Genomic DNA, 24,988 nt, shown 5'->3' with positions numbered 1-24,988 from the left:
ACAATGCGCAAGCAGGTAACACATGCACCAGCCAGAGAAACCTTCGCCGGAGAGAATTCGGCGGGCACGGGAAGACAGTCCCAAAATCCGCGGCCGGGATCTCGCTGCCCGATTGGGTATTTCGGAAGCGGAGCTCGTCGCGGCACATTGTGGTTTTGGCACGGTGCGCATCGAGCCGCGTGTGAATGACGTGTTAACCGGCCTCGGCGCGGTTGGCGAGGTCATGGCGCTGACCCGCAATGACAGTGCCGTGCATGAGAAGATAGGGATCTACGATAGGGTATTCACGGGCAAGCATCACGCTATCGTGCTCGGCAATGACATCGATCTGCGCATCTTCCTGAAGGTGTGGGCGCATGGCTTTGCCGTCGAGACATGCGATGGCGGGGAGATCTGCCGCTGCCTGCAATTCTTCGACGCCGCCGGCGAGGCAGTGCACAAGGTGCATCTGAGGCCGTCCTCCAACCTCTACGCCTATCAAAAACTGACAGACGAGCTCCAATCCTCAAACCAGGAACCGATCCTGTCGGTTAAGCAGAGGTCAGCCGAAAATATCGCAAAGATTCCGGACCAAGCCGCTATCGTCGACGACCTACGGGAGCACTGGAGCCGGCTGATCGACGTGCATCAGTTCTTCGACATGCTGAAGGCGCTGAACCTCAGCCGCCGCCAGGCGGTGCGCATCGTCGGCCAGGATTACGCCTGGCTGCTCGACAACGATGCCGTCAGCGCCATGTTCCATCATGCGGCCGAGGACGAGATGCCGATCATGTGCTTCGTCGGCAATCGTGGCTGCATCCAGATCCATTCCGGCCCTATCAAGTCGGTCAAGCAGATCGGGCCTTGGATCAACGTGCTCGACGAGACTTTCCACCTGCATCTCAGGACCCACCACATCCGCGAGGTTTGGGCCGTGCGCAAGCCGACCAAGGACGGCCATGTCACGTCTCTCGAAGCATATGGCGCCGACGGCAAGATGATCATCCAGTTTTTCGGGACGCGCAAGGAAGGCGAACCCGAGCGCGACGATTGGCGGTTACTGACCGAGAACCTGCCGCGCATTGCCAGTTCATCCGCCGCTTCAGGCAACACCGATGCATATTGATTTCCGTGTTCGCTCGGTGTCCGCGTCGCTACCCTGGATTCTCGTGATCACCGCTCTGCCTGCCGGGGCCAACGAAAGCACAGCTGTCTTTTGCGGCCCGCCGCGGATCGCCTCGATCGGAGGCTCCTTCCCGAGAGCGCCTTCGCGCTTGGCGAGGACCGCCATCATTGCTCCCGTTGCGATGAGCCACAACCGGAACCCCGCGGTCAAGCTGCCCAATGTAGGCAAAATGCGTCAGCTACCTGCGAAGGAGTGTGCTGTCGGTCAATGTCCAACCCCAGCCCTGTACGGCAGCTGGCGGGAGGAATTGGTCGAGGTGAAGTCGATTGGTCCCTCCGTCAAGTTTCCAGAGGACGGCCTCCACAAAGGCATCCTCGAATACTCCTTCGCCGGCAAGGGCCTTCGGGTCTAGATCTAATGCCAAGCTCGAAAAGCTAGCGTCCGAGACGGATGCAAAGCTGAAAGCCGCCAAAAAAAGCAGACCGCATCATCAAAGAACGCCACGCATCCTGTTCGTGCTATCGGCGCAGGGCAGCTAGATTCTTGCCACCAGCAGCGACACAGCAGTGAACGGCCGGCTTGCCGGTGCGGCCAGTGCGGTCGAGGATTTCTCGGGCTAGCAGGGGACGTCCGACGATGGCGATCGTTACCGCCAGGCCGATGTGATCCTGACGTAGAAGAATGCGGGCTGCGATCTCGGAAGTGCGCTATTTGCGGGCGCTGTGATGGGCCTAGGCGCCGGCGGGCGTAGGCCTTCTTCTTGCCACAGGCGGGGCCGGTGGCGGCCCCAACCTCCAGCGCCATCAGCCGCTCGGCGGCAAAGCCAATCATCTCGCGCAGGAGATCGGAATCCGGAGTCTTCTCCACGAGCGCGCGCAGGTTCATCATGTCGTCGGTCATCGATGGTTCCTTCGAATCAGGTTGGTGTCAGCAACCCGACCTTACCGGCGAACTGTCGAGATCACCGCAAAGCCGCTCGCACGCTTGTATGGGCTAATCTTTGTAAGGTGATCTTTCAGTCGTTCCGTCTCCTTGTTCCTTGTTCAGCCGTGGCGCCCATTTGTTCCTGCTTTGGCTTCGGGGTTCATTGTCATTGGGCGCCGCGCGCAGTGACGGTCAAGGGTGGGCCTTTGGCCATCGCGAAGCGACTTGCCCTTGATGGTCACGAGCACGGCGGGCAGCGTTACATTGAGCCGGCAGGTGCTGTTCGTAGAGGTCTTCAACTTGCAAACCGAGGGGAGCTCGCCATCAGGCGCCGTAAACGCGCCGAAAGCTTGTATGTGGTTGATCCTGGCGGATCGAAAACCATGATGCAGCCATACGCATCGGCGGCGAAGCTCCGGGCGGTGGGCCCATTCTACAGCGCGGCGTAGTAAGCCATGTGAGCGACCGGGATCACCACCACCTCGGATCGTTATCGGCAGACTATTGCAGCTGCCAAACTTCAATGCTCGTCCTGTCGAACGTTCCTCCAAGCCTTATGCCTGGCGCAGGGCTACTCCCTTCGGGATCTCGCCGGTCGTGACAAGTCGCCAGAATGCAATCAGCAGCTTGCGCGCCAAAGCCACGATCATTGTCTTGCGCGTTCCGCCACGGCCATCGGCCGTCCTCACGCAAAACCAGTGCGCGAGCGCGCTGTCCTTTTGGTATTGGAGGAACCGCCGAGCCAACAGGATCATGCCATAGCGGGGGCGAGCATTGCCGGCCCGCGCAAGACCTTTCTCGCGCCTGCGTTGGCCGCTCTCATTCGGCGCCCCGGTAAAGGGGGCGCTCCTTAGATAGCTGATCAACAGCGCGGAGGGTGCCACACGCTCGCCGCCGCCCATAGCATCTACAGCGCAGTCGACGGCGCGCTCGCGAGCGGCTTCGCTACCGCCGAGCTACACCTGCTCTGGCAGGTGACCTCGTTCGATGCTTAGCCACTTTCACTCGGCCCCTCGGAAAGCCTTCGATGCGCAATCTTGTCGTGTCTGGAAACGGACAAGAATGTCGAAGCCCTACCAAAGGGTAGCCTCTACGGGCAGATACTACGGAGAGATGAGTAGCGCCAACGGTGCGCCGATTCGGCACGCAATTTGCTTGATCTGACATCGGAGGCGATGTCGGAGAGCGATGTGGAGCTCAGCGGGCTCTGATGAACAGCCTTGCGATCCAAGTTGAGCGCGTCAGCGTCTGAGCGCGGGAGAAACCATATGGCGACCAAACCGGTTCCAGATCATGTCCCGCCGGAAATGGTGGGCGACTTCAGTCTTTTTACGTCACCAGGCATGTCCCCGACGCCCAATGGCGACCCGCACGCAGCAGTCGCTTGCGTGCATGCCGGACCGTCTATCTTTTATTCGCCGTGGAACACGCGCACCGGGCTGGGTACTTGGGTCATCACTCGCGCCGCAGATCAGCGGCGTGTGCTCCAGGAGACCGAAGCATTTTCCAGTCATCGCAGCATTTTCGCATCCGCACTGGGCGAAGACTGGCCCATGATCCCGCTCGAACTCGATCCACCGTCCCACGGAGTCTTTCGCTCACTGCTCAATCCGCTGCTTTCGCCAAAGCGGGTAACGGAATTGGAACCGACTATCCGCGAGCGAGCGGCAACGCTCATCGACAGGATCGCCTCGTCGGGCACAAGCTGCGACGTGATGAAGGATTTCGCCTTTCCTTTCGCGGTCAACATCTTCCTTCGCTTTCTCGGACTGCCGGATCACCGTCTCGATACATTTGTCGGCTGGGCGAAAGATCTGCTCCACGGCGACGATGTGAGACGGCCGGCGGCGGCTCGGACGATCGTGTCGTTCATTGACGAACTGGCGGCGATGCGCCGCAAAAAGCCCGTCGACGATTTCATGAGCTTCATCGTGCAGGCACAGGTCGAGGGTCGCGGCCTGACAGACGAGGAGGTCCGGGGCATTGGCGTGCTTATCTTCGTGGCGGGGCTCGACACGGTCGCTGCAGCCATAGGCTTTGACTTGGCCTATCTCGCGCGCAACCTGAAAGATCAGGAATTGCTGCGCAACGAACCGGACCGGATCGTGCTCGCAGCCGAAGAATTGCTGCGCGCCTATCCAAGCGTTCAGATGATCCGCGTGGCAAGGAAAGATGTCGATTTCGAAGGCGCGCCGATCCGCAAGGGAGACTATGTTTCCTGCGCCACGATGATTGCAAATCGTGATCCGACGGAATTCCAATCCCCCAATACGGTCGATCTGACGCGAGAGGACAACCGCCACGCCGCCTTTGGCTATGGTCCCCACCGTTGCCTTGGCTCACACCTTGCCCGGCGGGAGATTGTCATTGGCCTGGAGGAGTGGCTGGCGCGCATACCGCCCTTTCGGATCAAGGAGGGAACAGCACCCATCACCCATGGCGGCCATGTGTTCGGGATCGAAAATCTGGTCCTGGACTGGGCTTGAGTAACCCCCCGCCCTGAGCCGGGCCACAGACGTTGGAGGTAGCTGTGCGCATTATCGTTCACAAAGCCAGATGCGAGGGTCATACGCGATGCGCGGCGCGAGCACCGGCAGTCTTCAGGCTCGATGAGACGGGCTACATCTTACCAGGTAACATTGATGTTGCGGATGGGGAGCAACTGCTGGCCTCAGATGGCGTGCGATCCTGCCCCGAACTTGCGCTGGAACTCGATGATCCACCCGCCGCGCGAATCCTATCGGAGGCCACCCGCAAACCGACGGCCGGCGTCCCGGAGCACCTCAGAACCACGGAAGAGCCGATGGACCAAGCGAAAATTACCGAATTACTCAACCGTGAGGCGATCCGTGACTGCCTTTATCGGTACAGCCGCGGGATAGACCGCGCCGATGAGGCGGCACTGCGCAGCGCGTACTGGCCTGATGCGCATGACAGTCATGGGGCCTATCGCGGCTCAGCCGAGGGCTTCGTTCGGTTTGCGCTCGGTGTCTTCAAGACCGGACTGCGCAACGTCCATCAAATCACGAACATCCTGATTGAATTTATCAACCCGGCAGAAGCTGCTGTCGAGAGCTATTTCTCCGCGCTCCAGCGCGGGCCAGACAATGACGGAGAAGTACGCCAGATGCTGCTATGCGGCCGTTACTGCGATCTGTTTCAGAAGAGGGAAGGGGAGTGGCGGATTGCCGAACGGACGGTGGTCTACGATTGGGTCGAGGAGCAGATCCCACCGGCGGTACTTGAGACAGAACGGTTCGGGCCGCGACAGCCCATTGGAGCACCGCACCCGGACGATCCGGTCTACGCGCTCGGGAAGCGTCGCATTGCTTCCCGCGACGATGCCTTGTCAGCTTCCGAACGGGAGATACGCATCAGTGGGGACGACGGGCTATGACAACTTTGCAACGCCAAAGCGGTCCCCAAGACCAACCCTGCCCGGTGAAAGATGCGGCCGGCAGGGTTGCCTTTCCGCCCGCGACAGCGTGACCGCGACAGCGATCCGCTCTACCGCCACGAGCGCGCCGAGGACGTCGGTCTGCCTCGATTGGCTGGACCTAGGCAGCGCCGCTCATCGAGGTAAGCGTCTGTACCTCGAGGGGCCCCTTATCACTTTCGGCTATCCAACCGGGAGTTGGACTGCAGCCGAAGCGGACGACCTCTATCCGGTAACGCAACCGACCGTCACCAGCACATATTGCTCTACTGCGGCGCATCGATCCGCACGCACAACATCGAGGGCAGAGATTCTGAGCCTCCTGGAGAAAGTTCTCATGACGCAGGCAGGACGCATCGTCATCGTAACAGGCGCCGCTGGCGGGATCGGCCGTGCCCTGGTCAATATTCTTGCCGCAGACACTGTTATTGCGGTGGACCTCCCGGGGAGCGGCGTGGTTGAACTGGCCCGTGGTCTCGGCGAGCCGCATCTCGGCCTCGAGTGCGATGTCTCGCGAGAGGAAGATATCGTCGCGCTCTATGGCCGGGTCGAAGCACAGTTGGGGCAAATCAGCGTCCTCATCAACAACGCCGGAGTGGGACCCACTATGGCCGCCACTGTCGACACCGATGTCGATGACTTCCGACGCGGCTTGGCGGTAAACCTGATTGGGCCGTTCCTCATGGCGCGCGGAGGGGCGAGACGCATGAGGCCGGGCGGTGCCATCGTGAAGCGCAATGCGTACGCAGCCTCGAAAGCGGGCCTGATCTCGTTGACGAAGTCGCTTGCATGCGAGTGGGCTTCTCGCGGTATCCGGGTGGCTGCGGTAGCGCCGGGCTGCGTGCGCACGCCGATGATTGCAGAACTGGGCCGAGCGGGCAAAATTGACCTCGCGGCGATGCGCCGTCGTGTGCCGATGGGGCGCCTGGCTCGTCCCGACGAAATCGCAAGGGTTGTGAGTTTTCTGGCCAGCGTGCAGGCATGCTACGTCACTGGATCGGTGCTGGCGGTCGACGGCGGCTGGATGTCATTCAACCAACCCGGGGATGCCAGCCCTGAGGTGGAAGGAGCCCTCAGAACCGAACTCTCCCGTCCGGACGAACGCACCGACGCGCGAGTCGTGCTCGTCACGTGCGGCGCAAACGGTATAGGCGCCGCTGTTGCTCTCCGTTTTGCCGCGAACGGTGACACTGTCGTGATCGCCGATAAAGATAGCGCCGCAGCGACACTCCTGGCTGCATTGCTCGGCGGAAAGAACACAGCGAAATCCGTCGATGTGGCGATCGAGAGCGAGGTGGTGGCTCTGTTTGAGGGGCTGCGGGGGCGCTTCGGCCGCCTTGATATCCTTGTCAACGGTGCTTCTATCGACGCTTTTGCGGCGGGCGTCGAACAAATGCCTGCAGAGATCGAACGTGTCCTGCATGTCAATCTCACCGGCGCCTTCACTTGCGCGCGTGAAGCGATCAAGATGATGCGCCCCGGCGGCGTGATCCTCAACCTAGGATCGATCAACAGCTTTCCGCCCTTCGCATGCCTATGGCGCCTCGAAGGCGGGGATGGACATGCTGACCCGCTGCATGGCGGCCGAACTGGGGCCAATCGGCATTCGCACAGCCACCGTCGCTCCCGGCTACATCCGCACGCCTGCCATTCGTGAGTTGGCGAAGGCCCGCCGCATCGACACGAAAACGATCGGACAGCAGATCCCCTTGGGTAGGATGGGACGGCCGGAAGGTGTTGCAGATGCTGCTTTTTTCCTGGCTTCGTCCGACGCCTCATACATCAACGGCTCGATCCTCTATGTGGACGGCGGCTGGACCGCGTTCGGTGACGCAGGAAGCGCCAGCCAACTCTACGACGAATGCTTTGCGGAGGCCGCTGGTTGAACATCGACCATTCGCCAGGCGACCGGGTGCCGTTCATGAAAGCGGAGGCCCCGGCTTGGGGGCGCCCGCAGCGCGGCCCCAATCGAAGATGTCGGCGGGGCAACGTCCCTCGGGATGGGGACAAGCTCTCCGGGCGTGCCCGCAACCGCGAATCGCACAGGGGCCTAGAGCAACGCGGTGCTCTGCCAGGCGCCTGATCCGAGGCAATCGGTGTCTCGGACGAGCGCATTTCCAGATCCGCCAACCAGCAGCAAACAAGGAAACACAGTGGAATTCGCCACCTTCATCCTGGCCGCCCAACGTGGCTATCATCAATCCCCCGACATCGTCATCCGAAACTCCATCGAACAGGCCGTCGTTTCGGAGCAGGCCGGCTTCGGCACAACCTGGTTCGCAGAACACCACTTCAACAATTACAGCCTGATTCCGTCGCCTTTGATGATGGTGGCGCACTGCGCCGGCGTGACGAGCACCATTCGCCTCGGCACTGCCGTCTGCGTGCTGCCGCTCTACAAACCGCAGCGCCTGCTCTCCGAGATCGGCTTCGCCGGTATCGTTGCGAACGGTCGCCGGGATCTCGGCGTCGGCTCGGGATACCAGCAGTTCGAGTTTGAGCGCTTCGGCGTCAATATCGATGAGGCGCCGGCCATCTTTTCGGAATACTTGGACATCCTTCTGAAGGGTCTCAACCACAATATCTTCGAGCACGATGGCCCCTACGAGAAGATACCTCCGACGGCGATTTCGGTACGCACCGTCCAAAGGCCTGCCCCGCCGATCTGGATGGCCGGCGGGCCGGCCCCATGAAACGGGCCTACCGCGAGGGCCACAATTACTTTGTCACGGCATTCCACGACGGCCTGGAGACTTTGAGAACGTTGCGCGGAGCGATCGAGAAGGCAGCGGCTTCCGAGGAGCGGAATGTCGCAGATGCCAAGGTATCGCTGCTGCGTTGCTGCTATGCCAGCGACAACGAGGAGGAGATCAACAGCTATCTCGACAACGCCCGTTTCCAGCGCCGCCTGTCGGAGGCGCTGCATCAGCGCCGCCAGCAGAGCCATGACGGCTATCTCCTGCGGGAAACGCCCACCCAGCAGGATCTATCGCTCGAGGCAATGCGCAAGAACCTGCCGATCGGCAGTGTGAATCGCGTGATTGATCGCTTGCTGGAAGAGATCGACATTCTGAAAACGGATCAGATCGCAGTCCAGACCCAGTTGGGAGATTTCGACCAGAAGACAATGCTGCGCCAGCTCGAACTTTGGGGAGACAAGATCATTCCCGCGATCAACAAGGCGATGGGTAATGCGCGGGTTTGAATTCGCGATGGGTTATGCTCCTTGCCCGCAGCTGTTAGTCGTTCAGGTGGCATAACGCACGTTCAACGGCCGGCTCATGAATGGAACTTGTATGCTTTCGATGAGTAGCGCTTTCGTTACCCTGGACGGCTCCAGGTGGTGCCCGAATATCTCACCTTTCGAGGGCTCCGCTTGTCCGGGCTAAGGCCGCTCTGCTGGAAAGTCTGCTCGCGCGCAGCGCTTTCACGGCGTCGTTTTTCTGGTGAAATCCTCGCACTTGCGACGGGTAGCGCGGTGACTTCGAAGGCGAGCTAAATCGCATAATTATGGCGCCGACCCCGTCGGCCGCTGCACTGGGGTTGAGCCTGCGCAGCGTGTGCCCGAAAGACTGCCAGACCATGTTGCTGCTGGCAGAGCCGCTGTGGACGAGACAAACCAGGAGAACGGGACCATGTCCGCTCAAAACGATGTGTGTGTCGGCGCCGGCCAACGGCCTGCGATCGGGCCGGAGAAGGGGTTCGACGAGCATGTGCTTGCCTGCGTCCTCTCGTGTGCGCTCAAGGAGGTCGAGGCCGGCGAGGCGACAGCGACGGAGTCAACCGGCCTTTCCCTTACCGAGCTGCGCGAGATCCTGCCCCGCAGTTTCCCCGCTGCCGCTATGGCAGCCTTGGCCTTCAAAGACGTCAGCGACCCTGAGCCGCTTATGGAGGAAGAACTTCTGCGCGGCCTGCTGCTGGCGCATGCCCGGCCAAGCGACCCGGCGAGCGCCCGCTTCGCTAAGATCCTCGCCCGGCGCGCTATGCGCAATGGCCATCTGTGGCAAGACCTTGGGCTTCTCAACCGGGCCGAGCTCAACCGCCTGCTTGCTATGCATTTTCCGACGCTAGCGGCGGGCAACGCCCAAAACATGAAATGGAAGAAGTACTTTTATCGCAAACTCTGCGAGGCCGAAGGGTTCTCGCTATGCGCTGCGCCCAATTGCCGCGAATGCAGTGATTTCGAAAGTTGCTTCGGCCCGGAGGAAGGCGAATGCGAAGAACGCGTCACATTGATTTAAGGGCCGCTTTCGTCACGAGGCCTTGAGGCCTCGATCGCCGTCGCGCCACAAGCGCTTTTCCCTGCGCCGCTGTATGGAGGAGGGGATATTCATCGCCTCGCGATATTTAGTGACGGTGCGGCGAGCGAGATGGATGCCGCATTCCTTGAGCCGGTCAGCGATGTCATCGTCCGAAAGCACGTTATCAAGGGATTCTTCGGCGACCATCGCTTTGATCCGATGGCGGACGGCTTCGGCGGAGTGCGCGTCACCGCCTTCGCAGGAGGCGATCGCGACAGTGAAAAAGTACTTAAGTTCGAACACCCCGCGTGGGGTAACCATGTACTTGTTCGACGTCACCCGGCTTACAGTCGACTCGTGCATGTTGATCGCGTCAGCGACCGTCCTGAGATTGAGGGGTCGTAGGTGGGCGACGCCATATTCCAGAAAGGCCTCCTGCTGGCGCACGATTTCGGTCGCGACCTTAAGGATGGTCTTGGCTCGCTGATCGAGGCTGCGGATTAACCAGTTCGCGTTTTGCAAGCATTCGTTGATAAATGTCATGTCTTTCGATTTTTTGGCGGCTCGGCATGAAACCTCCGCGACATAGCTTTGGTTGATCAGCACCCTGGGCAGCGTGTTCGGATCGAGCTCGATCTGCCATCCACCTCCGGGCGAGGGCGTGACCCAGACGTCCGGTACAACGCATTCCGGCGCGCCCGATTGGAATGCGTTTCCAGGCTTGGGATCGAGCGCACGGATTTCCTGCAGCATATCGAGAAGATCCTCTTCATCGACGCCGCAACGCTGCTTCAACGTCTGAAAATCGCGTTGCGCAAGCATCTCAAGGTTGGCAATCAAAACCGCCATCGCCGGGTCGAACCGGTTTCGCTGGCGCAGCTGTATCTCAAGACATTCGCCGAGAGTTCGTGCGAAAATTCCCGGCGGATCGAAGTGCTGCAAGGTACCTAGAACCCGTTCCACATCGGCCGGAGGAATGTTCTTGTACCCAGCCAGGTCCGAAGGACTTGCCTGAAGATAGCCAGTGTCATCCAGATGACCGGCAAGCTGACTAGCAATCAGCCGCTCGTGCGGTGTGAAGGCAGTGAGGGAGATCTGACGAGCGACATGGTCGTGCAAAGTTTCGGCTAAGGCGACAAACTCCTCGAAGGCAGGACGATCACCAGGCGCGGTGTTGGTCTCGTTCGGCTGGGATTTCCCTTGCCGGGGATGGTCCGGGGGCCCGCTCCAGGTCGGTCCTGCAGCCTCGCCAGACAGCCCGTCGTCGTTTGGCGCATGCTCCAGAAGCGGATTCTTCTCGAGCTCCTGGTCCACGAACTGATGCAGTTCGGCATGCGTCAGTTGCAGCAAGCGAATCGACTCGATGAGTTGAGGCGATGCTGCAAGAGACTGTTTCTGAAGTAGGCCAAACGATGATTTCATGGTCAGCTCGGTATTCCTGTCAAAGAAGCTCTTGGCCGCGGCTAATTGGATCTCTCACAGGTCGACGCTTCTGACGCGCGTCACGTTTGGACACCTCACGGGACGCGCCTTAGAGTTTCGCCTTTTGTGCTCGGTCTCGTCCAAGACACCGCTGCACATGGTCGATGTACACCAGGTCATGCAGCGGTCTTCAATTTGTGAAGGACGTTCTGCGGGGATGAGACGCCATAGGGATCGGTCTCGCAGTTGTCGGAGAAACCTTCCTCCTCAAACCACTGCTCCACCACGCCATCATTGACCAGAGCCGCGTAGCGCCAGGAGCGCATACCGAAGCCGAGATTGTCCTTGGCAACCAGCATGCCCATTTTGCGCGTGAACTCGCCTGAACCGTCCGGGATCAACTCGACCTTCTGCAGCCCCAAGGACTTCCCCCATGCATTCATGACAAAAGCATCGTTGACGGAGAGGCAATAGACCGCGTCAACTCCTTCCTTCTTAAATTCCTCATAGAGATCTTCGAAATTTGGCAGCTGGTAGGTCGAGCAGGTCGGGGTGAAAGCGCCAGGGAGCGAGAACAGGATGACGCGCTTGCCGGCGAAGTAGTCGTCGGATGTTCTTTCCTCCCAGCGGTATGGATTTGGCCCCTGGACTGAATCATCGCGAACACGCGTGAGAAACGTGACGAAGGGAACCTTCTTTTGACCGGTCATCAACTTGCTCCTTTAGAAAAAACTGGCGCACCGGATTTTGGCTGAGGCTGGCGCCACCGCGCCAGGGCCCGCATGCCGGTCACGAGGTGAGATCCTCGCGGCTCCAAATCTCACTTCCCCATCCGGGTGTATGAGAACGGCCCGGCTCACCAGCCATCCGCAAAGCAGGTACCAACAACTGACCACGCAACAGACCGGCGCGACTGAACTGGTTCAGCGCAATTGTCTGGACTTTTGCCGCTGCCCCTTGCTCGGCCTCGGGCGATCGTAGAGAGCTTCGTGTGTCAGCCATGGTTCGGCAAATAGCTTTCTTGTGATTTGATGGGCTCTAGCCACGAGCAGCAAGCGGCATGCCATTTCCAATGAAGCTGCTCCCGCACCAACGCTTTCGCTTCAGGACGACGTCTTCGCCAAGCCGGATACGCGCTATAACCGTCGCGTCATCACACTGAACAAAAGTCCTGTGTAACGCGGATACTCACGCTCCGCACCGGCTGGCAAAGGACGGACCAGACAGCGCAAGCCGATGCAATACCGCACACCGGCGGGCACTGCAGCAACTGCATAGTGTCTGCCCCGGCGTGTTTTTGTGCGACTAACGCCAACGCAGGCCCGGGGCAGCAAGCCGTGGGCATCGGGGATCGCCCTGGTCCAGAGTCGATGAGGATCGAATTCGAATCGGATACGATTTTTACATGCTTGGCGTTCCAATTAGTCTCGCCGAGCGTCTCTATCGAAACCTCTCGTGTCGGAAACTCGACAAGAATTGTCGCAACCGACCGAAAGGTCGCCAAGCCGCTGGTTAGCGGGAAGCGGTGGAACGCAACGGAGCGCCAACCGGGCACGCAAATTGCTCCGATGATCTTATCGGTGGGACGTCCGCAATTCGAGGGAGATCGGCGGCGCCGCAACGACGCTCGATGCAGGAGCGCATTGATCTCCCGCTCAACTCGACCCGCAGAGGATTCTGCTGTGACCGATATCGATCGCTTTGCCTGGCAGGCGGCTCGGCGACCCAAGTCTGTGGTTTCCGTAGGCTATAGCCTTGAAACAAAACACAAATTTCTGTCGCCGGCTCGACTGCCAGATTGGCACGAGCTTTGCTCCCTTCGGGGCGAGACGACGGCAGCAGCCGACCGGCCCTCCTGTCGCGGGTCCCGCGATAGACAGATGGAAGGAACCCACCATGGCACGGCCGCACCGCACCCTCCACAATGGGTTGCGAGATGGGTGGGCTGCAGCTCGGCCGGTCAGCATCGACCTTGCTCGCGGCTTGGCTGTCTTCGGCATGTTTGCCGTGCATGTCGGTCCCGACAGCGGCGAAGGACTGGTCGGGCGTGTGATGGAATTCGCCTATGGGCGCTCGTCCGTCCTGTTTGCCGTGTTAACGGGTTTTTCGCTCATCTTGATTACCGGCCGCAACGCGCCGAAATCGGGGGTAGCCAGTAGACAGGCCATTGCCAAAGTCGCAGTTCGTGCCCTTATTCTGCTCGCCCTTGGCTCAACCCTGAAATACCTCGATGTGGCGTACGAGCCCATCCTGGCATACTACGGGGTCTGCTTCATGTTGGTCCTGCCGCTCTATCGGCTCAGCGCACAGCAACTCGGTTTGCTCGCCGCGGCGACAGCATTGGTTCTCCCGCAAGTGCGCTTCCTGCTTCTCCCAATGTTTGGCTCCGAGAGCTCGGCCCCCGAGGTGTTCAAGCTCTTGGTCAGCGGCGACTATCCCGCGTTGACCTGGGTTCCTTTTTTGATCGCAGGCATGGCCATTGCGCGCTTTGACCTTCGCAAGCGCGCAATGCATTGGTGCCTTGGTCTAGCTGGCGTCGCGCTGGCCGTGTTAGGCTTTGGGGGATTCTCGCTCGCGCTGCATTTGCTGCCTGGTGTAAGCGCCGATGGCCGATTTGCAGGAACTTGGCCTGGCTCCCGACTTCTGGTGGCAGCACCTGCACGCTCTCAAAGCGAGTTGGCTATGGCATGCCTCACCTCATAGCGACCCGACGTTCTGGATCCTTGGCAGCACCGGTTGCGCAATGTTCGTCTTGGCGGCTTGCTCGCTCGCTATGGAAGCGCTCCCGCTTGTGCGAAAGCTGGTCTCGCCAATAGTCGCGGTAGGCTCGATGCCTTTACGGCCTATCTCCTGCACTTTCAGGGAATCTACCTGCTCGGAGAACCTCACTCGCTGTCCGCGCTCCTTGGCTTTATCGTGGTTGTAAGCGCTTTTGCGGTGCTTTGGCTGCGCTTCTTCCAGCGAGGACCGATGGAAGCGCTGGTGGGTAGGATCGCAAATCTGGCGCGTCACTCCCCTGAGCCCCACGTCGCCCCCGACCTCCGGATCGCAGTGACGCTCGCCAAAGAAAGCGCCTGACCGAGGTCCGACATAGCTGATAATACAATGTCGCGCTTCGTCGGTATCATCCTGGGTGCCACCGCCGAGCCTTGCGACCATTGCCGTTCGCGCGGCTTTTGAGGACACGAAATCCGAGTACTCTGGCGGCGATGTATTTGATTTCATCGCCATAAAGTCCCTTACTTTCCGTCCGAACGCAGACCTGTCGATCTCCACGATGGGAGGCTGTGAAACTAGCGAGCACGGCCGTGCCGACGCTGAAGACGAACTCGCATTGAGATCAGGCTGCGCCATGTGCGCAAGTGCTTGCCAAAGCCGTCGCTGTCCTTTGACCGCACCCGCGTCATTAGCTTGGCTGAGCTTGCGGATGAGCCACCGATCCGATCCGTACATGGCATTCGTTCCCTTCTTTGGCGGAAGTCTTTCGACATGAGTTTGACCTTATTAGATCGCTCTCGAGGAGAGGTACTCGAACGAGCTGACAGAGAGCTGAGGCGCCGTAAGTTCGTTCCGGCGGGCGACGCGCATTTTGCGTGCGCTTTTTCCCTCAGGGCCGTCGAATTCCTTGGTCTTCAGCACTCGCGGCACATCGCGGGTTGGAAAACTTTCGGGTGATGCAGGCGTACTGTCGGGAATGCCGCCCTCTCAGCGACTACGCACGTTGATGGTGGCGGGTGGCCGGCCCGGCGTTTCTCGGGGCGGGATTTCCAATCGAGACTAGAACAAGTCGACGCTCCAAGAACGGCGCCCGGTCACCCATCAGCTGCCAAGCGCGATCCGAGCTCGCCCGGGATGCGTAACCTGACCAACTCCGCCCGGCCCGCTCCCTGTAGAATCAGCGCTGAGCTGAAGGCCCCCGTCAGGAGATCAGGTTTGCGCGTTTCGGGCCGAGTAGGAACACTGTGAGGGCGGCGAGGAACGTGGCACCCGCGCTGTAGGCAAGGACACTCGTGACGCCGGCATTTTTCACAAGCAGTCCGCCAAAAATCGCGCCGGCTGCGATGGCAACCTGGAACGTTGAGGTCATTAGCACACCGGCGCTTTCGGCCTGCTCGGGAACAGCGCGCAGCACCGTCCACGTCTGTAGCCCCACCGGTACCGCGCCGAAGGCAAAGCTCCATATGACAATCGCAATCGCCCAGGCCCAGGCCGATGGTCCCAGCATCAGCAACGAGATAGCGGCTATCGCCATGAGCAGGGATGGCAGGGCCGCGACTGCCTTGAGGCTGTGTGGGGCCAGGAATGCGCCGGCTAAATTGCCGAAGAAGCCGCCTATGCCAGAAACGAGCAACAGTAGCGAGATCATCTCGATATTCAACGCGGGAACCTTCTCGAGGAAGGCCCGGATATAGGTGAAGCTGGCGAAGTGCCCAGAAGCGACCAGGACTATGACTAAAAGGGCGACCTTGATGGTCGGCTTTTTGGCCACATCTAGCAGACTTCGGCAATCCAGCCATTTCAACCGGAGGCATCGTTACGAGTTGCACCAGCAGTGTAATGGCATTGACGACCGCAGTGATCATGAAGGGCGTTCGCCATCCCCAGATGTCGCCGACATAGGCGCCGATTGGAGGCGCGCATACGACAGCGACCGAAACGCCGGTGAGGATGATTGACATGGCGCGCGGCAGAAGGTGATTTGGAACGAGCCGCATCGCCAGCGATGCCGAAATCGACCAGAAGCCTCCGAGCGCAATGCCGAGCACGACACGTGCCGCCAGGAAGACCGGAAGCGACCACGCGACTTCCGCCAGAAGGTTGGACAGGATCTGAAGCAGCATCATCGCACACAGGACGATCCTGCGGTCCAGGCGCTTTGTGATGATGGCCATCGTCGGCGCCGAGATCGCCGCAGCAATCGCCGTCGCTGTCATCGTCTGTCCAGCGGCGCCCTCTGTGATACCGAGATCATGCGCGAGCGGCGTCAGCACGCTGGCAGGCAGAAACTCTGCCGTCACCAGCCCGAAGGTGCCCAAGGCAAGCGAAATGACCGCACCCCATGCGGGACGAGACCGTTGATCCGGCTTTTCTGGGTCGTGCTGAACAGCACCCATGAAGCCTGTCGCGGATCCGGTCATGAATAAGCCCCGCCAGTTTGGGTGCCCTGCAACATGGGTTGGCTGCGTTGACCCGCGTTAAAGACAGAGGGGCCGCCGTTGCCGGCGGCGTTGCACGAAGATGAATGTTCATCGCTGCCCGACACGTTGTAATAGTGCGGCGTGCAACATTGGTGCCGGTTACTCCGAGCCGGATGAGGATGTCATCGTCGGAGGCATCCCATCAGGCTAATCCATCCGACTTCGCCGGTCGGTCTCGAACCAGGCACGCGCAAAGCAGCTACCGAGCACCGACGTCTGATGTACGGCGGCGGGAACAGGCAGGGTGTCCTCAAACGCCTCTGCGGCAAAGCGGCGGGAGGTCAGGGTCGCCCCACTCCCCTCGTTCAGGTCACCCGCACCTTAGCCTGGGTCGTGTCGGCGAGAACCCGCTCCAGCCATTCCAATGCGACGCGCGCCCTCCAGGGCGGGATCGGCTCCGCAAAGTCGTTCGTTGATGAGGGCGCTATATTCAGCGTCCTACCGTGGAAGCCGCCGCAAATCGATCGCTGGCCAGAGTAGTGTCGTGGATCCTTTGGAGCAGGGCTACTTCTCGCAAATGACCGGTAGCGTTGCTAAGGCGCTGGGGCTGCGAGGCACCGCGGCCGTAGCCGGAGCACACCAGCTCCGCGAGCCATTGCTCAACCCGAAATAGTGCCGACAGCGGATGTGAAGGGTAACCGACTCCTCAATTAGCGCTCATGCAAATAGCGGCACATTCTTTCGACGCCGTTCGGTGGCGGCCCGTGTTTAATCTACCGCTCAGATGGATACCAGCTGCTGCACGGACTGCAGGGCCGATTCCCCTGTAGCCGTTTCCCTACCAAGTCGCCTCGGCGCTGCCCCATTAGTCAGCCGTAGCGGCCTCGAGGATCGCTATCCGACGCTTTGTGTCGGGCATTGTCGGGTCCGCTACACGGCTTGTTCCGACAATCACCTATTCTGGCAGCAAGCACTTGTTAGAGCTCAAGCTAACTCGCGGAAGAGAAAAGACAAAAATTCTTGTTGGCTATCAATCGGTCAAGTTGGCACGGGTCTTGAGACCCTTCGGTGTGAGGCGGCAAGAGCTGCCCATCGGCATTCATGTCGCGGGCAGCCGTGACGGATGGAACGAAGGAAGGAAAGCTATAATGTCAGGTCTGCGTCAGATCGCCTTTTACGGCAAGGGCGGCATCGGCAAGTCCACCACCTCCCAAAATACGCTCGCCGCCCTTGTCGACCTCGGGCAGAGAATCCTCATCGTCGGCTGCGACCCCAAAGCCGACTCCACCCGCCTGATCCTGAACTCGAAGGCTCAGGATACGGTCCTGCATCTCGCGGCACAGGAAGGTTCGGTCGAAGACCTCGAGCTCCAGGACGTGCTCAAGGTTGGCTATAGAGGCATCAAATGCGTGGAATCCGGCGGCCCGGAGCCGGGTGTTGGCTGCGCCGGTCGCGGCGTTATCACCTCGATCAACTTCCTTGAGGAGAACGGCGCCTATGACGATGTCGACTATGTCTCCTACGACGTGCTCGGGGACGTGGTGTGCGGCGGTTTCGCGATGCCGATCCGCGAGGGCAAGGCGCAGGAAATCTACATCGTCATGTCCGGGGAGATGATGGCGCTCTATGCCGCCAACAACATCGCCAAGGGCATCCTGAAATATGCCCATTCGGGCGGCGTGCGGCTCGGCGGACTGATCTGCAACGAGCGTCAGACCGACCGTGAGCTCGACCTGGCCGAAGCACTGGCTTCCAGGCTCAATTCCAAGCTCATCCACTTCGTGCCGCGCGACAACATCGTCCAGCACGCCGAACTCAGAAAGATGTCAGTGATCCAATATGCGCCCGACTCCAAGCAGGCCGGCGAGTATCGCGCGCTGGCCGAAAAGATCCATGCCAATTCGGGCCAGGGCACCATCCCGACACCGATCACCATGGAGGAGCTCGAGGAAATGCTCCTCGACTTCGGCATCATGAAGACCGACGAGCAGATGCTTGCCGAGCTTCAGGCCAAGGAAGCGGCGAAGGCGGCCGCCCAGTAACGACGATATTGGGCGCCTCCTTGAGTTGGCGCGCCTTGCAAAAAACGGCGCCTCGTCGGTGAGGCGTCACCAGACACCTTGAAAGGGGTCCCATGAGCCTGGAATACGAGAATGATGGTGCTCTCCATGCGAAGCTTATTGAGGATGTACTATCGCAATATCCCGACAAAGCGGCGAAGCGCCGCAAAAAGCATCTCAGCGTCGCAAAGAGCGGAGACGAGGCTGGCGAGGAAAGTGAAGTCATTTCCGAATGCGACGTCAAATCGAACATCAAGTCCATTCCTGGTGTGATGACCATACGCGGCTGCGCCTATGCCGGCTCAAAGGGCGTGGTTTGGGGCCCAGTCAAGGACATGGTCCATATCTCGCACGGGCCCGTCGGTTGCGGCCAATATTCCTGGTCACAGCGCCGCAACTACTACGTCGGCACAACGGGCATCGACACGTTCGGGACAATGCAGTTCACCTCCGATTTCCAGGAGAAGGACATTGTCTTCGGCGGCGACAAGAAACTGGAACAGATCATCGATGAGATCGAGGTACTGTTTCCGTTGAACAAGGGCATCACCGTGCAATCCGAATGCCCGATTGGTCTCATTGGCGATGACACCGAGGCAGTTTCTCGCAAAAAGGCCAAGGAGCACGAAAAGACTATCGTGCCAGTGCGCTGCGAGGGCTTCCGCGGCGTTTCGCAATCACTCGGCCACCACATCGCCAATGACTCGATCCGCGACTGGGTCTTCGACAAGAAGGACGTCGAGTTCGAGGCTGGTGCCTATGACGTGAACGTGATCGGCGACTACAATATTGGCGGCGACGCCTGGGCCTCGCGCATCTTGCTTGAGGAGATAGGATTGCGCGTGGTCGGCAACTGGTCGGGCGACGCCACACTCGCCGAGATCGAGCGCGCACCAAAGGCTAAGCTCAATCTCATCCACTGCTACCGGTCGATGAACTACATCTGCCGGCACATGGAGGAAAAGTATGGCGTCGCCTGGATGGAGTACAATTTCTTCGGACCGTCCCAGATCGAAGCTTCCCTCCGCAACATCGCCAAGCATTTCGGGCCGGAAATCGAGGAGAAGGCCGAGAAGGTCATCGCCAAGTACAGACCGCTTGTTGACGCGGTCATCTCCAAGTACCGACCGCGCCTCGAAGGCAACACCGTCATGCTCTACGTCGGCGGCCTGCGCCCCCGTCACGTCATCACAGCTTACGAGGACCTCGGCATGGTCATTGTCGGCACCGGCTACGAGTTCGCCCATAACGACGACTATCAGCGCACCGGCCATTACGTAAAGAACGGCACACTGATTTATGACGACGTTACCGGCTACGAGTTGGAGAAGTTCATCGAGGGAGTTCGCCCCAACCTCGTTGGCTCTGGCATCAAGGAAAAATACCCGGTGCAGAAGATGGGCATTCCGTTCCGCCAGATGCACTCGTGGGACTATTCGGGACCTTATCACGGCTATGACGGCTTTGCCATTTTCGCGCGCGACGTGGATCTTGCCATCAACAATCCGGTCTGGGGCCTCTACCAGGCGCCTTGGAAAGAAAGCCCGCCCCATGGGCAGGCGATAGCTGCCGAATAGACGCCCGTCCCCTGGCCTATTCTCCCCCCAGAGAGACGATGAACCCCCGCGGCTTGTGAGCCTCGGGAAACCGCAAACGTCTCGACGTACCTGAGCTGCCGTATGGCGCGGCCAGATGTAAAAGAGGTAACACCAATGCCGCAGTCGGCTGAAGAGATTCTCGACCACGCTCCCCTGTTCCGCGAGCCGGAATACAGGCAGATGCTTGCCGAGAAGAAGCTGAATTTCGAATGTCCGCACCCGGATCAGATCGTTACCGATCAAGGCGAATTCACCAAGACCTGGGAATACCGCGAAAAGAACCTCGCCCGAGAAGCGCTTGTGATAAATCCCGCCAAGGCCTGCCAGCCGCTCGGCGCGGTGTTCGCGGCCGCGGGCTTCGAGCGGACCATGTCCTTCGTCCACGGCAGCCAGGGCTGCGTAGCCTACTACCGCTCGCACCTGTCGCGCCATTTCAAGGAGCCTGCTTCGGCGGTTTCCTCCTCGATGACCGAGGACGCGGCGGTATTCGGCGGCCTGAAGAACCTGGTAGACGGGCTCGCCAACACCTACCAACTTTACGACCCGAAGATGATCGCAGTCTCGACGACTTGTATGGCGGAAGTCATCGGCGACGACCTGCACAGCTTCATCGAGAACGCCAAGGACGAAAATTCGGTCCCGCGCGATTTTGACGTGCCCTTTGCCCACACGCCGGCCTTCGTCGGTAGCCATGTCGATGGCTATGACGGCATGCTCAAAGGCATTCTGGAGCACTTCTGGAAAGGCCAGCAGCGCACGGAAGCCAAGGGAACCATCAACGTCATTCCGGGCTTCGACGGCTTCTGCGTTGGCAACAACCGGGAACTCAAACGCCTGCTCGATGTGATGGGCGTGTCCTACACCTTCATCCAGGACGCGTCTGACCAGTTCGACACGCCATCGGACGGGGAATACCGCATGTATGACGGTGGCACGAAGATCGAAGAGGTGAAGGGAGCACTCGACGCCGAGGCGACGCTTTCACTGCAGCACTACAACACCCGAAAAACCCTGGACTACTGCCAGCAAGTCGGGCAGGCCACGGCTTCGTTCCATTATCCGCTCGGCGTCCAGGCGACTGACGAATTCCTGATGAAGGTCTCGGCCCTTTCCGGGAAGGAAATCCCCGAGGCAATCCGCCTGGAGCGCGGCCGACTGGTTGATGCCATGGCGGACAGCCAGTCCTGGCTGCACGGGAAGAAATACGCGATCTACGGCGATCCGGATTTCGTGTACGCCATGGCCCGCTTCGTCATGGAAACCGGCGGCGAGCCGACACATTGCCTCGCCACCAACGGCACCTCGGCGTGGGAAGCCGAGTTGAAGGAATTGCTTGCATCGTCGCCCTTCGGCAAGGACGCTCAGGTCTGGCCGGGCAAGGACCTTTGGGCGATGCGGTCGCTGCTCTTCACCGAGCCAGTGGACCTGCTGATCGGCAATTCCTATGGCAAGTATCTGGAGCGCGACACCGGCACGCCGCTGGTCCGGCTGACGTTTCCAATCTTCGACCGGCACCACCACCATCGCTTTGCGCTCATGGGCTACCAGGGCGGGTTACGCGTGCTGACGACGATCCTCGACAAGATCTTCGACAAGCTCGATCGCGAGACGAGCCAGACGGGTGTGACGGACTATTCTTATGACCTCACCCGCTAGAAGACACTGCCGGCTATTCGCCCAGGTCCGTTCATTGCCGAATGGACTTTGGGGACTGACCCAATGACCTCGCTAAGTGCCAAGATCCAGGACGTTTTCGACGAGCCCGCCTGCGATAAGAACCGTGGCAAGGATGCTAAGGCGCGTAAGGAAGGCTGCGCACGGCCGCTGACGCCGGGAGCGGCAGCGGGCGGTTGCGCCTTCGACGGGGCCAAGATCGTCCTGCAGCCGATCACTGACGTTGCGCACCTGGTCCATGCGCCGCTCGCCTGCGAAGGCAATTCCTGGGACAACCGCGGTGCAGCTTCGTCCGGGCCAACCTTGTGGCGCACAAGCTTCACGACCGACCTTACCGAACTCGACGTGGTGATGGGGCAGGGCGAGCGGAAGCTCTTCAAGGCGATCCGCGAAATCAAGGAAACTTATGCGCCGCCGGCGGTCTTCGTCTATTCGACCTGCGTGACGGCGCTCATCGGCGACGATATCGAGGCCGTCTGCAAACGCGCCGCCGAAAAATTCGGCTTGGCCGTGGTTCCGGTCAATGCGCCGGGACTGGCCGGCTCCAAGAACCTTGGCAACAAGCTCGCCGCCGAGGCGTTGCTCGACCACGTCATCGGCACGGTGGAACCCGACGACACCGGGCCGTACGACATCAACGTCCTTGGAGAGTTCAACCTTTCCGGCGAATTCTGGCTGATAAAGCCGCTCCTTGATCGGCTCGGGATCCGGGTGCGCGCCTGCATTCCGGGCGACGCGCGCTATCTCGACGTTGCTTCCGCGCACCGCGCCCGGGCGGCTATGGTGGTGTGCTCGACGGCCCTCATTAATCTGGCCCGCAAGATGGACGAGCGCTGGGACATCCCTTTCTTTGAGGGCTCCTTCTACGGCATCTCGGACACGTCGCAAGCACTCCGAAGCATTGCTCAGCTGCTGGTGAGGAAGGGCGCCGATCCGGAGATCCTAGACCGCACAGAGACGCTGATCGTCGAGCAGGAGGCGGTGGCATGGAAAAAGCTCGAAGCCTACCGGCGGGGGCTGCAAGGCAAGCGCGTGCTGCTCAACACGGGCGGTGTGAAGTCCTGGTCGGTCGTCCATGCGCTGATGGAGATCGGCATGGAGATCGTGGGCACCTCGGTCAAGAAATCCACGGTCGAAGACAAGGAGCGGATCAAACAGATCCTAAAGGACGACAACCACATGTTCGAGCAGATGGCAGCGCGCGACCTTTACGCCATGCTCTCAGAAGGCAAGGCCGATATCTTGCTGTCGGGTGGGCGCACGCAATTCGTCGCGCTCAAGGCCAAGACGCCCTGGCTCGACATCAACCAGGAGCGCCAACACCCTTACGCCGGTTATGACGGCATGGTGGAACTCGTACGCCAGATCGACCTCGCCATTCACAACCCGATCTGGTGCCAGGTGCGCGAGCGGCCCCCGTGGGATTGCCAGCCCAATGGGAAGGACGAATTGCCGAGCACCAAGAATGACACGACGACAATGCGCGCTGTCCAGGAATTCGCGGGCACGATGCCGACGATTTCGGCTGGTGTTGAGGAAATTCGATGACCCGCATCCTTTCCCAGACCAAATCAGCCTCGGTAAACCCACTGAAATCATCACAGCCGCTGGGTGCCGCCCTGGCATTCCTCGGAGTCGAGGGCGCAGTGCCGCTGCTCCACGGCAGCCAGGGCTGCACCAGCTTCGCGCTCGTGCTCTTAGTGCGGCATTTCAAGGAAACGATCTCCCTACAGACCACCGCGATGGATGAAGTGGCGACCATCCTCGGCGGGGCGGACAATCTGGAAGAGGCGATCATGAATCTCAAGACTCGCACGAAGCCAAAGCTGATCGGGGTCTGCACGACGGCCCTGGTGGAAACCCGTGGCGAGGATTCCGCAGGCGACATCGCCGACATCAGGCTGAAACGGGCGGAAGAACTCGCGGGTACTGAGATCGTGCTGGCCAACACGCCGGATTTCAGCGGCGCCCTCGAAGAGGGCTGGGCTACCGCTGTCACCGCGATGATCGAAGGCATTACACGGCCAGGCGAGCGGGCGCGGCAGTCAAAGACGATCGCGATCCTGCCCGGCTGGAATCTCACCGTGGCTGACGTCGAGCATTTGCGTGAGATGGTTGAAGGCTTTGGGCTGCAACCGGTGATTTTGCCGGACGTCTCAGGCTCGCTCGACGGCACTGTGCCCGATCACTGGGTGACGACTACCTATGGAGGGACGAGCGTCGAGGACATCCGCGAGCTCGGCGCGGTCGAGCACTGCATCGCCATCGGCGAGCATATGCGCCGCCCGGCCGAGGTTCTGCATAAGGTGACCGGCGTCCCTTACGTGCTCTTCGAGACGCTGACCGGATTGAAGAGCGCCGATCAGTTCTTTTCCCTGCTGTCAGGGATTTCTGGCGAGCCTGTGCCGACAGGCGTGTGCCGTCGACGGGCGCAATTGCAGGATGCGTTGCTGGACGGACATTTCCATTTCGGAGGCAAGAAAATTGCGATCGCTGCTGAACCAGACCAACTCTATCAATTCGCAACCTTCTTCGTGGATATGGGGTCGGAAATCGCGGCGGCAGTCACGACGACCGATATGTCGCAAATTCTGCAAGAGGTACCGGCGGAGTCGATTCAGATCGGCGATCTCGGCGATTTGGAAGCGCTTGCCGGCGGCGCTGATCTTCTGGTCACGCATTCACATGGACGCCAAGCGTCGCAACGACTTGGCATTCCCCTCATGCGCGTCGGCTTCCCCGTCTTCGACCGGCTCGGCAGCCAGCACAAGCTCTCAATCCTCTATCAAGGGACCCGTGATCTGGTTTTCGAGGTTGCCAACATGCTCCAAGCCAACCGGCATGCGCCGACGCCTCAGGAACTTGATCCATTCCGCAAGCGCGAAACGCCGGGTGCTCCCCGTGCGTCGCCTCTCACTCGTCACTGACGAGGTTCATGGTCCGATGCGTGAACGACGAGCAGGCGCTTTGCGCGTGGCAATCGCAACCCAAGACATGAGGGAACTCAACGCGCATTTCGGGTCGGCCAGGCGCTTTGTCATCTACGATGTGACGCGCGAAAAGTGGAAACTCGTGGAAGCCGTGGCCTTCGACGACGTTTCCGACGAAAGGGGGAAACATCGGACCGGGGGCGATGACCGTATCACACCGAAGGTGGAAGCGCTGAAGGGCTGCCACCTCCTGTTTTGCCTGGCGATCGGCGGACCTTCGGCAGCCAAGCTTGTTTCGGCAAAAATTCATCCGATCAAGGTGCGGCAGCCTCAGAGCATCCAAGAGGTGCTGTTGCGCACGCAGATGATGCTCAGGACGAGTCCTCCCCCCTGGTTGCGCAAGGTGCTGGCTGAGGCAGGCGTCGCGGAGAAGAAACGGTCCTTCGAGGACGAGTGACTG

18 protein-coding genes and 4 pseudogenes are annotated in these 24,988 nt (G+C 60.2%); 16 read left to right on the top strand and 6 right to left on the bottom strand.

Going from position 1 to position 24,988, the window contains the following annotated elements:
• Positions 1-22 precede the first annotated feature (22 nt).
• Positions 23-1,105: a ChuX/HutX family heme-like substrate-binding protein gene (locus EN807_RS29975; protein ID WP_135937763.1), complete on the top strand. Its 1,083-nt coding sequence runs from the start codon at positions 23-25 to the stop codon at positions 1,103-1,105.
• Positions 1,095-1,517: a hypothetical protein gene (locus tag EN807_RS29970; protein WP_135937762.1), complete on the top strand. Its 423-nt coding sequence runs from the start codon at positions 1,095-1,097 to the stop codon at positions 1,515-1,517. Before EN807_RS29975 ends, EN807_RS29970 begins: the two co-directional genes overlap by 11 nt.
• A gap of 338 nt (positions 1,518-1,855) precedes the next feature.
• On the opposite strand, the pseudogene EN807_RS29965 reads toward EN807_RS29970, so the two are convergent.
• Positions 1,856-2,005: pseudogene (locus tag EN807_RS29965) on the bottom strand (IS256 family transposase); the annotation flags it as partial.
• Between the two features lie 578 nt (positions 2,006-2,583).
• On the bottom strand, positions 2,584-2,931 hold the full coding sequence (locus EN807_RS29960) for a hypothetical protein (RefSeq protein ID WP_246684441.1): 348 nt from the start codon (positions 2,929-2,931) through the stop codon (positions 2,584-2,586).
• Positions 2,932-3,297: 366 nt separating this feature from the next.
• Between EN807_RS29960 and EN807_RS29955 the strand changes: the two genes are divergently transcribed.
• From EN807_RS29955 to EN807_RS29935, 7 genes and pseudogenes are all read left to right on the top strand, one after another.
• On the top strand, positions 3,298-4,515 hold the full coding sequence (locus EN807_RS29955) for a cytochrome P450 (protein WP_128248115.1): 1,218 nt from the start codon (positions 3,298-3,300) through the stop codon (positions 4,513-4,515).
• A gap of 44 nt (positions 4,516-4,559) precedes the next feature.
• A pseudogene (locus EN807_RS36890) lies at positions 4,560-4,679 on the top strand (ferredoxin); the annotation flags it as partial.
• Between the two features lie 153 nt (positions 4,680-4,832).
• Positions 4,833-5,426, top strand: a complete 594-nt coding sequence (locus EN807_RS29950) for a nuclear transport factor 2 family protein (protein WP_246684444.1) — start codon at positions 4,833-4,835, stop codon at positions 5,424-5,426.
• A 376-nt stretch (positions 5,427-5,802) separates the two neighbouring features.
• Positions 5,803-7,122: an SDR family oxidoreductase gene (locus EN807_RS29945; protein WP_348640277.1), complete on the top strand. Its 1,320-nt coding sequence runs from the start codon at positions 5,803-5,805 to the stop codon at positions 7,120-7,122.
• On the top strand, positions 7,022-7,351 hold the full coding sequence (locus tag EN807_RS37710; RefSeq protein ID WP_348640276.1) for an SDR family oxidoreductase: 330 nt from the start codon (positions 7,022-7,024) through the stop codon (positions 7,349-7,351). Before EN807_RS29945 ends, EN807_RS37710 begins: the two co-directional genes overlap by 101 nt.
• 267 nt (positions 7,352-7,618) lie before the next feature.
• Positions 7,619-8,670: pseudogene (locus EN807_RS29940) on the top strand (LLM class flavin-dependent oxidoreductase).
• 430 nt (positions 8,671-9,100) lie between these two features.
• Entirely contained in the window at positions 9,101-9,706 is a 606-nt protein-coding gene (locus EN807_RS29935) for a nitrogen fixation protein NifQ (protein WP_128176714.1), read from the top strand.
• Between the two features lie 12 nt (positions 9,707-9,718).
• Here the strand turns inward: EN807_RS29935 and rpoN are convergent, their stop codons facing one another.
• Entirely contained in the window at positions 9,719-11,128 is a 1,410-nt protein-coding gene (gene rpoN / locus EN807_RS29930; protein ID WP_127207992.1) for an RNA polymerase factor sigma-54, read from the bottom strand.
• A 176-nt stretch (positions 11,129-11,304) separates the two neighbouring features.
• The gene (locus tag EN807_RS29925) at positions 11,305-11,838 is read right to left on the bottom strand and encodes a peroxiredoxin (protein WP_127207993.1); all 534 of its coding nucleotides are present in this window, start codon (positions 11,836-11,838) and stop codon (positions 11,305-11,307) included.
• A 1,186-nt stretch (positions 11,839-13,024) separates the two neighbouring features.
• On the opposite strand from EN807_RS29925, the gene EN807_RS29920 reads away from it, so the two are divergent.
• Positions 13,025-13,831: a heparan-alpha-glucosaminide N-acetyltransferase domain-containing protein gene (locus EN807_RS29920; protein WP_210240003.1), complete on the top strand. Its 807-nt coding sequence runs from the start codon at positions 13,025-13,027 to the stop codon at positions 13,829-13,831.
• Here the strand turns inward: EN807_RS29920 and EN807_RS36885 are convergent.
• Both EN807_RS36885 and EN807_RS29915 read right to left on the bottom strand, forming a co-directional pair.
• Positions 13,826-14,581 (bottom strand): hypothetical protein, encoded by a 756-nt coding sequence (locus EN807_RS36885; protein ID WP_246684440.1) that lies wholly within the window; start codon positions 14,579-14,581, stop codon positions 13,826-13,828. The two genes, EN807_RS29920 and EN807_RS36885, sit on opposite strands and share 6 nt — an antisense overlap.
• Before the next feature lie 466 nt (positions 14,582-15,047).
• Positions 15,048-16,266, bottom strand: a pseudogene (locus tag EN807_RS29915) (MFS transporter).
• Between the two features lie 1,148 nt (positions 16,267-17,414).
• Here EN807_RS29915 and nifH point away from each other — a divergent pair.
• The 6 genes from nifH to nifX all read left to right on the top strand — a co-directional run bounded on the left by nifH (position 17,415) and on the right by nifX (position 24,985).
• Entirely contained in the window at positions 17,415-18,308 is an 894-nt protein-coding gene (nifH, locus tag EN807_RS29910) for a nitrogenase iron protein (RefSeq protein WP_127211486.1), read from the top strand.
• A 92-nt stretch (positions 18,309-18,400) separates the two neighbouring features.
• Complete coding sequence (nifD, locus tag EN807_RS29905) at positions 18,401-19,903, top strand: nitrogenase molybdenum-iron protein alpha chain (protein ID WP_127211487.1); 1,503 nt, start codon at positions 18,401-18,403, stop codon at positions 19,901-19,903.
• Positions 19,904-20,038: 135 nt separating this feature from the next.
• A complete protein-coding gene (nifK, locus tag EN807_RS29900; protein ID WP_135937760.1) occupies positions 20,039-21,580 on the top strand; it encodes a nitrogenase molybdenum-iron protein subunit beta in 1,542 nt (513 codons plus the stop codon).
• 63 nt (positions 21,581-21,643) lie between these two features.
• The gene (gene nifE / locus EN807_RS29895) at positions 21,644-23,146 is read left to right on the top strand and encodes a nitrogenase iron-molybdenum cofactor biosynthesis protein NifE (RefSeq protein WP_135937759.1); all 1,503 of its coding nucleotides are present in this window, start codon (positions 21,644-21,646) and stop codon (positions 23,144-23,146) included.
• Positions 23,143-24,525: a nitrogenase iron-molybdenum cofactor biosynthesis protein NifN gene (gene nifN, locus EN807_RS29890; protein WP_135937758.1), complete on the top strand. Its 1,383-nt coding sequence runs from the start codon at positions 23,143-23,145 to the stop codon at positions 24,523-24,525. Before nifE ends, nifN begins: the two co-directional genes overlap by 4 nt.
• Positions 24,491-24,985 carry a nitrogen fixation protein NifX gene (nifX, locus tag EN807_RS29885; protein WP_189522622.1) on the top strand — a complete coding sequence of 165 codons (495 nt, stop codon included), beginning with the start codon at positions 24,491-24,493 and terminating at the stop codon, positions 24,983-24,985. Before nifN ends, nifX begins: the two co-directional genes overlap by 35 nt.
• The last annotated feature ends 3 nt before the right edge of the window (positions 24,986-24,988 follow it).

This window comes from Mesorhizobium sp. M5C.F.Ca.ET.164.01.1.1, assembly GCF_004792125.1.
GTDB classification, from domain to species: domain Bacteria; phylum Pseudomonadota; class Alphaproteobacteria; order Rhizobiales; family Rhizobiaceae; genus Mesorhizobium; species Mesorhizobium wenxiniae.
The sequence above is the reverse complement of the archived record's forward strand: the minus strand, read 5'-3'. Positions and strand labels throughout refer to the sequence as shown.

Excerpts from the sequence above, each read along its gene's own strand:
- EN807_RS37710 (WP_348640276.1), top strand. The coding sequence starts at position 7,022 with ATGGACATGCTGACCCGCTGCATGGCGGCCGAACTGGGGCCAATCGGC.
- nifH (WP_127211486.1), top strand. The coding sequence starts at position 17,415 with ATGTCAGGTCTGCGTCAGATCGCCTTTTACGGCAAGGGCGGCATCGGC.
- EN807_RS29935 (WP_128176714.1), top strand. The coding sequence starts at position 9,101 with ATGTCCGCTCAAAACGATGTGTGTGTCGGCGCCGGCCAACGGCCTGCG.
- rpoN (WP_127207992.1), bottom strand. The coding sequence starts at position 11,128 with ATGAAATCATCGTTTGGCCTACTTCAGAAACAGTCTCTTGCAGCATCG.
- EN807_RS29970 (WP_135937762.1), top strand. The coding sequence starts at position 1,095 with ATGCATATTGATTTCCGTGTTCGCTCGGTGTCCGCGTCGCTACCCTGG.
- EN807_RS29975 (WP_135937763.1), top strand. The coding sequence starts at position 23 with ATGCACCAGCCAGAGAAACCTTCGCCGGAGAGAATTCGGCGGGCACGG.
- EN807_RS29960 (WP_246684441.1), bottom strand. The coding sequence starts at position 2,931 with ATGGGCGGCGGCGAGCGTGTGGCACCCTCCGCGCTGTTGATCAGCTAT.
- EN807_RS29955 (WP_128248115.1), top strand. The coding sequence starts at position 3,298 with ATGGCGACCAAACCGGTTCCAGATCATGTCCCGCCGGAAATGGTGGGC.
- EN807_RS29950 (WP_246684444.1), top strand. The coding sequence starts at position 4,833 with ATGGACCAAGCGAAAATTACCGAATTACTCAACCGTGAGGCGATCCGT.
- nifK (WP_135937760.1), top strand. The coding sequence starts at position 20,039 with ATGCCGCAGTCGGCTGAAGAGATTCTCGACCACGCTCCCCTGTTCCGC.
- nifE (WP_135937759.1), top strand. The coding sequence starts at position 21,644 with ATGACCTCGCTAAGTGCCAAGATCCAGGACGTTTTCGACGAGCCCGCC.
- EN807_RS29920 (WP_210240003.1), top strand. The coding sequence starts at position 13,025 with ATGGCACGGCCGCACCGCACCCTCCACAATGGGTTGCGAGATGGGTGG.
- EN807_RS36885 (WP_246684440.1), bottom strand. The coding sequence starts at position 14,581 with ATGTACGGATCGGATCGGTGGCTCATCCGCAAGCTCAGCCAAGCTAAT.
- nifD (WP_127211487.1), top strand. The coding sequence starts at position 18,401 with ATGAGCCTGGAATACGAGAATGATGGTGCTCTCCATGCGAAGCTTATT.
- nifN (WP_135937758.1), top strand. The coding sequence starts at position 23,143 with ATGACCCGCATCCTTTCCCAGACCAAATCAGCCTCGGTAAACCCACTG.
- EN807_RS29925 (WP_127207993.1), bottom strand. The coding sequence starts at position 11,838 with ATGACCGGTCAAAAGAAGGTTCCCTTCGTCACGTTTCTCACGCGTGTT.
- EN807_RS29945 (WP_348640277.1), top strand. The coding sequence starts at position 5,803 with ATGACGCAGGCAGGACGCATCGTCATCGTAACAGGCGCCGCTGGCGGG.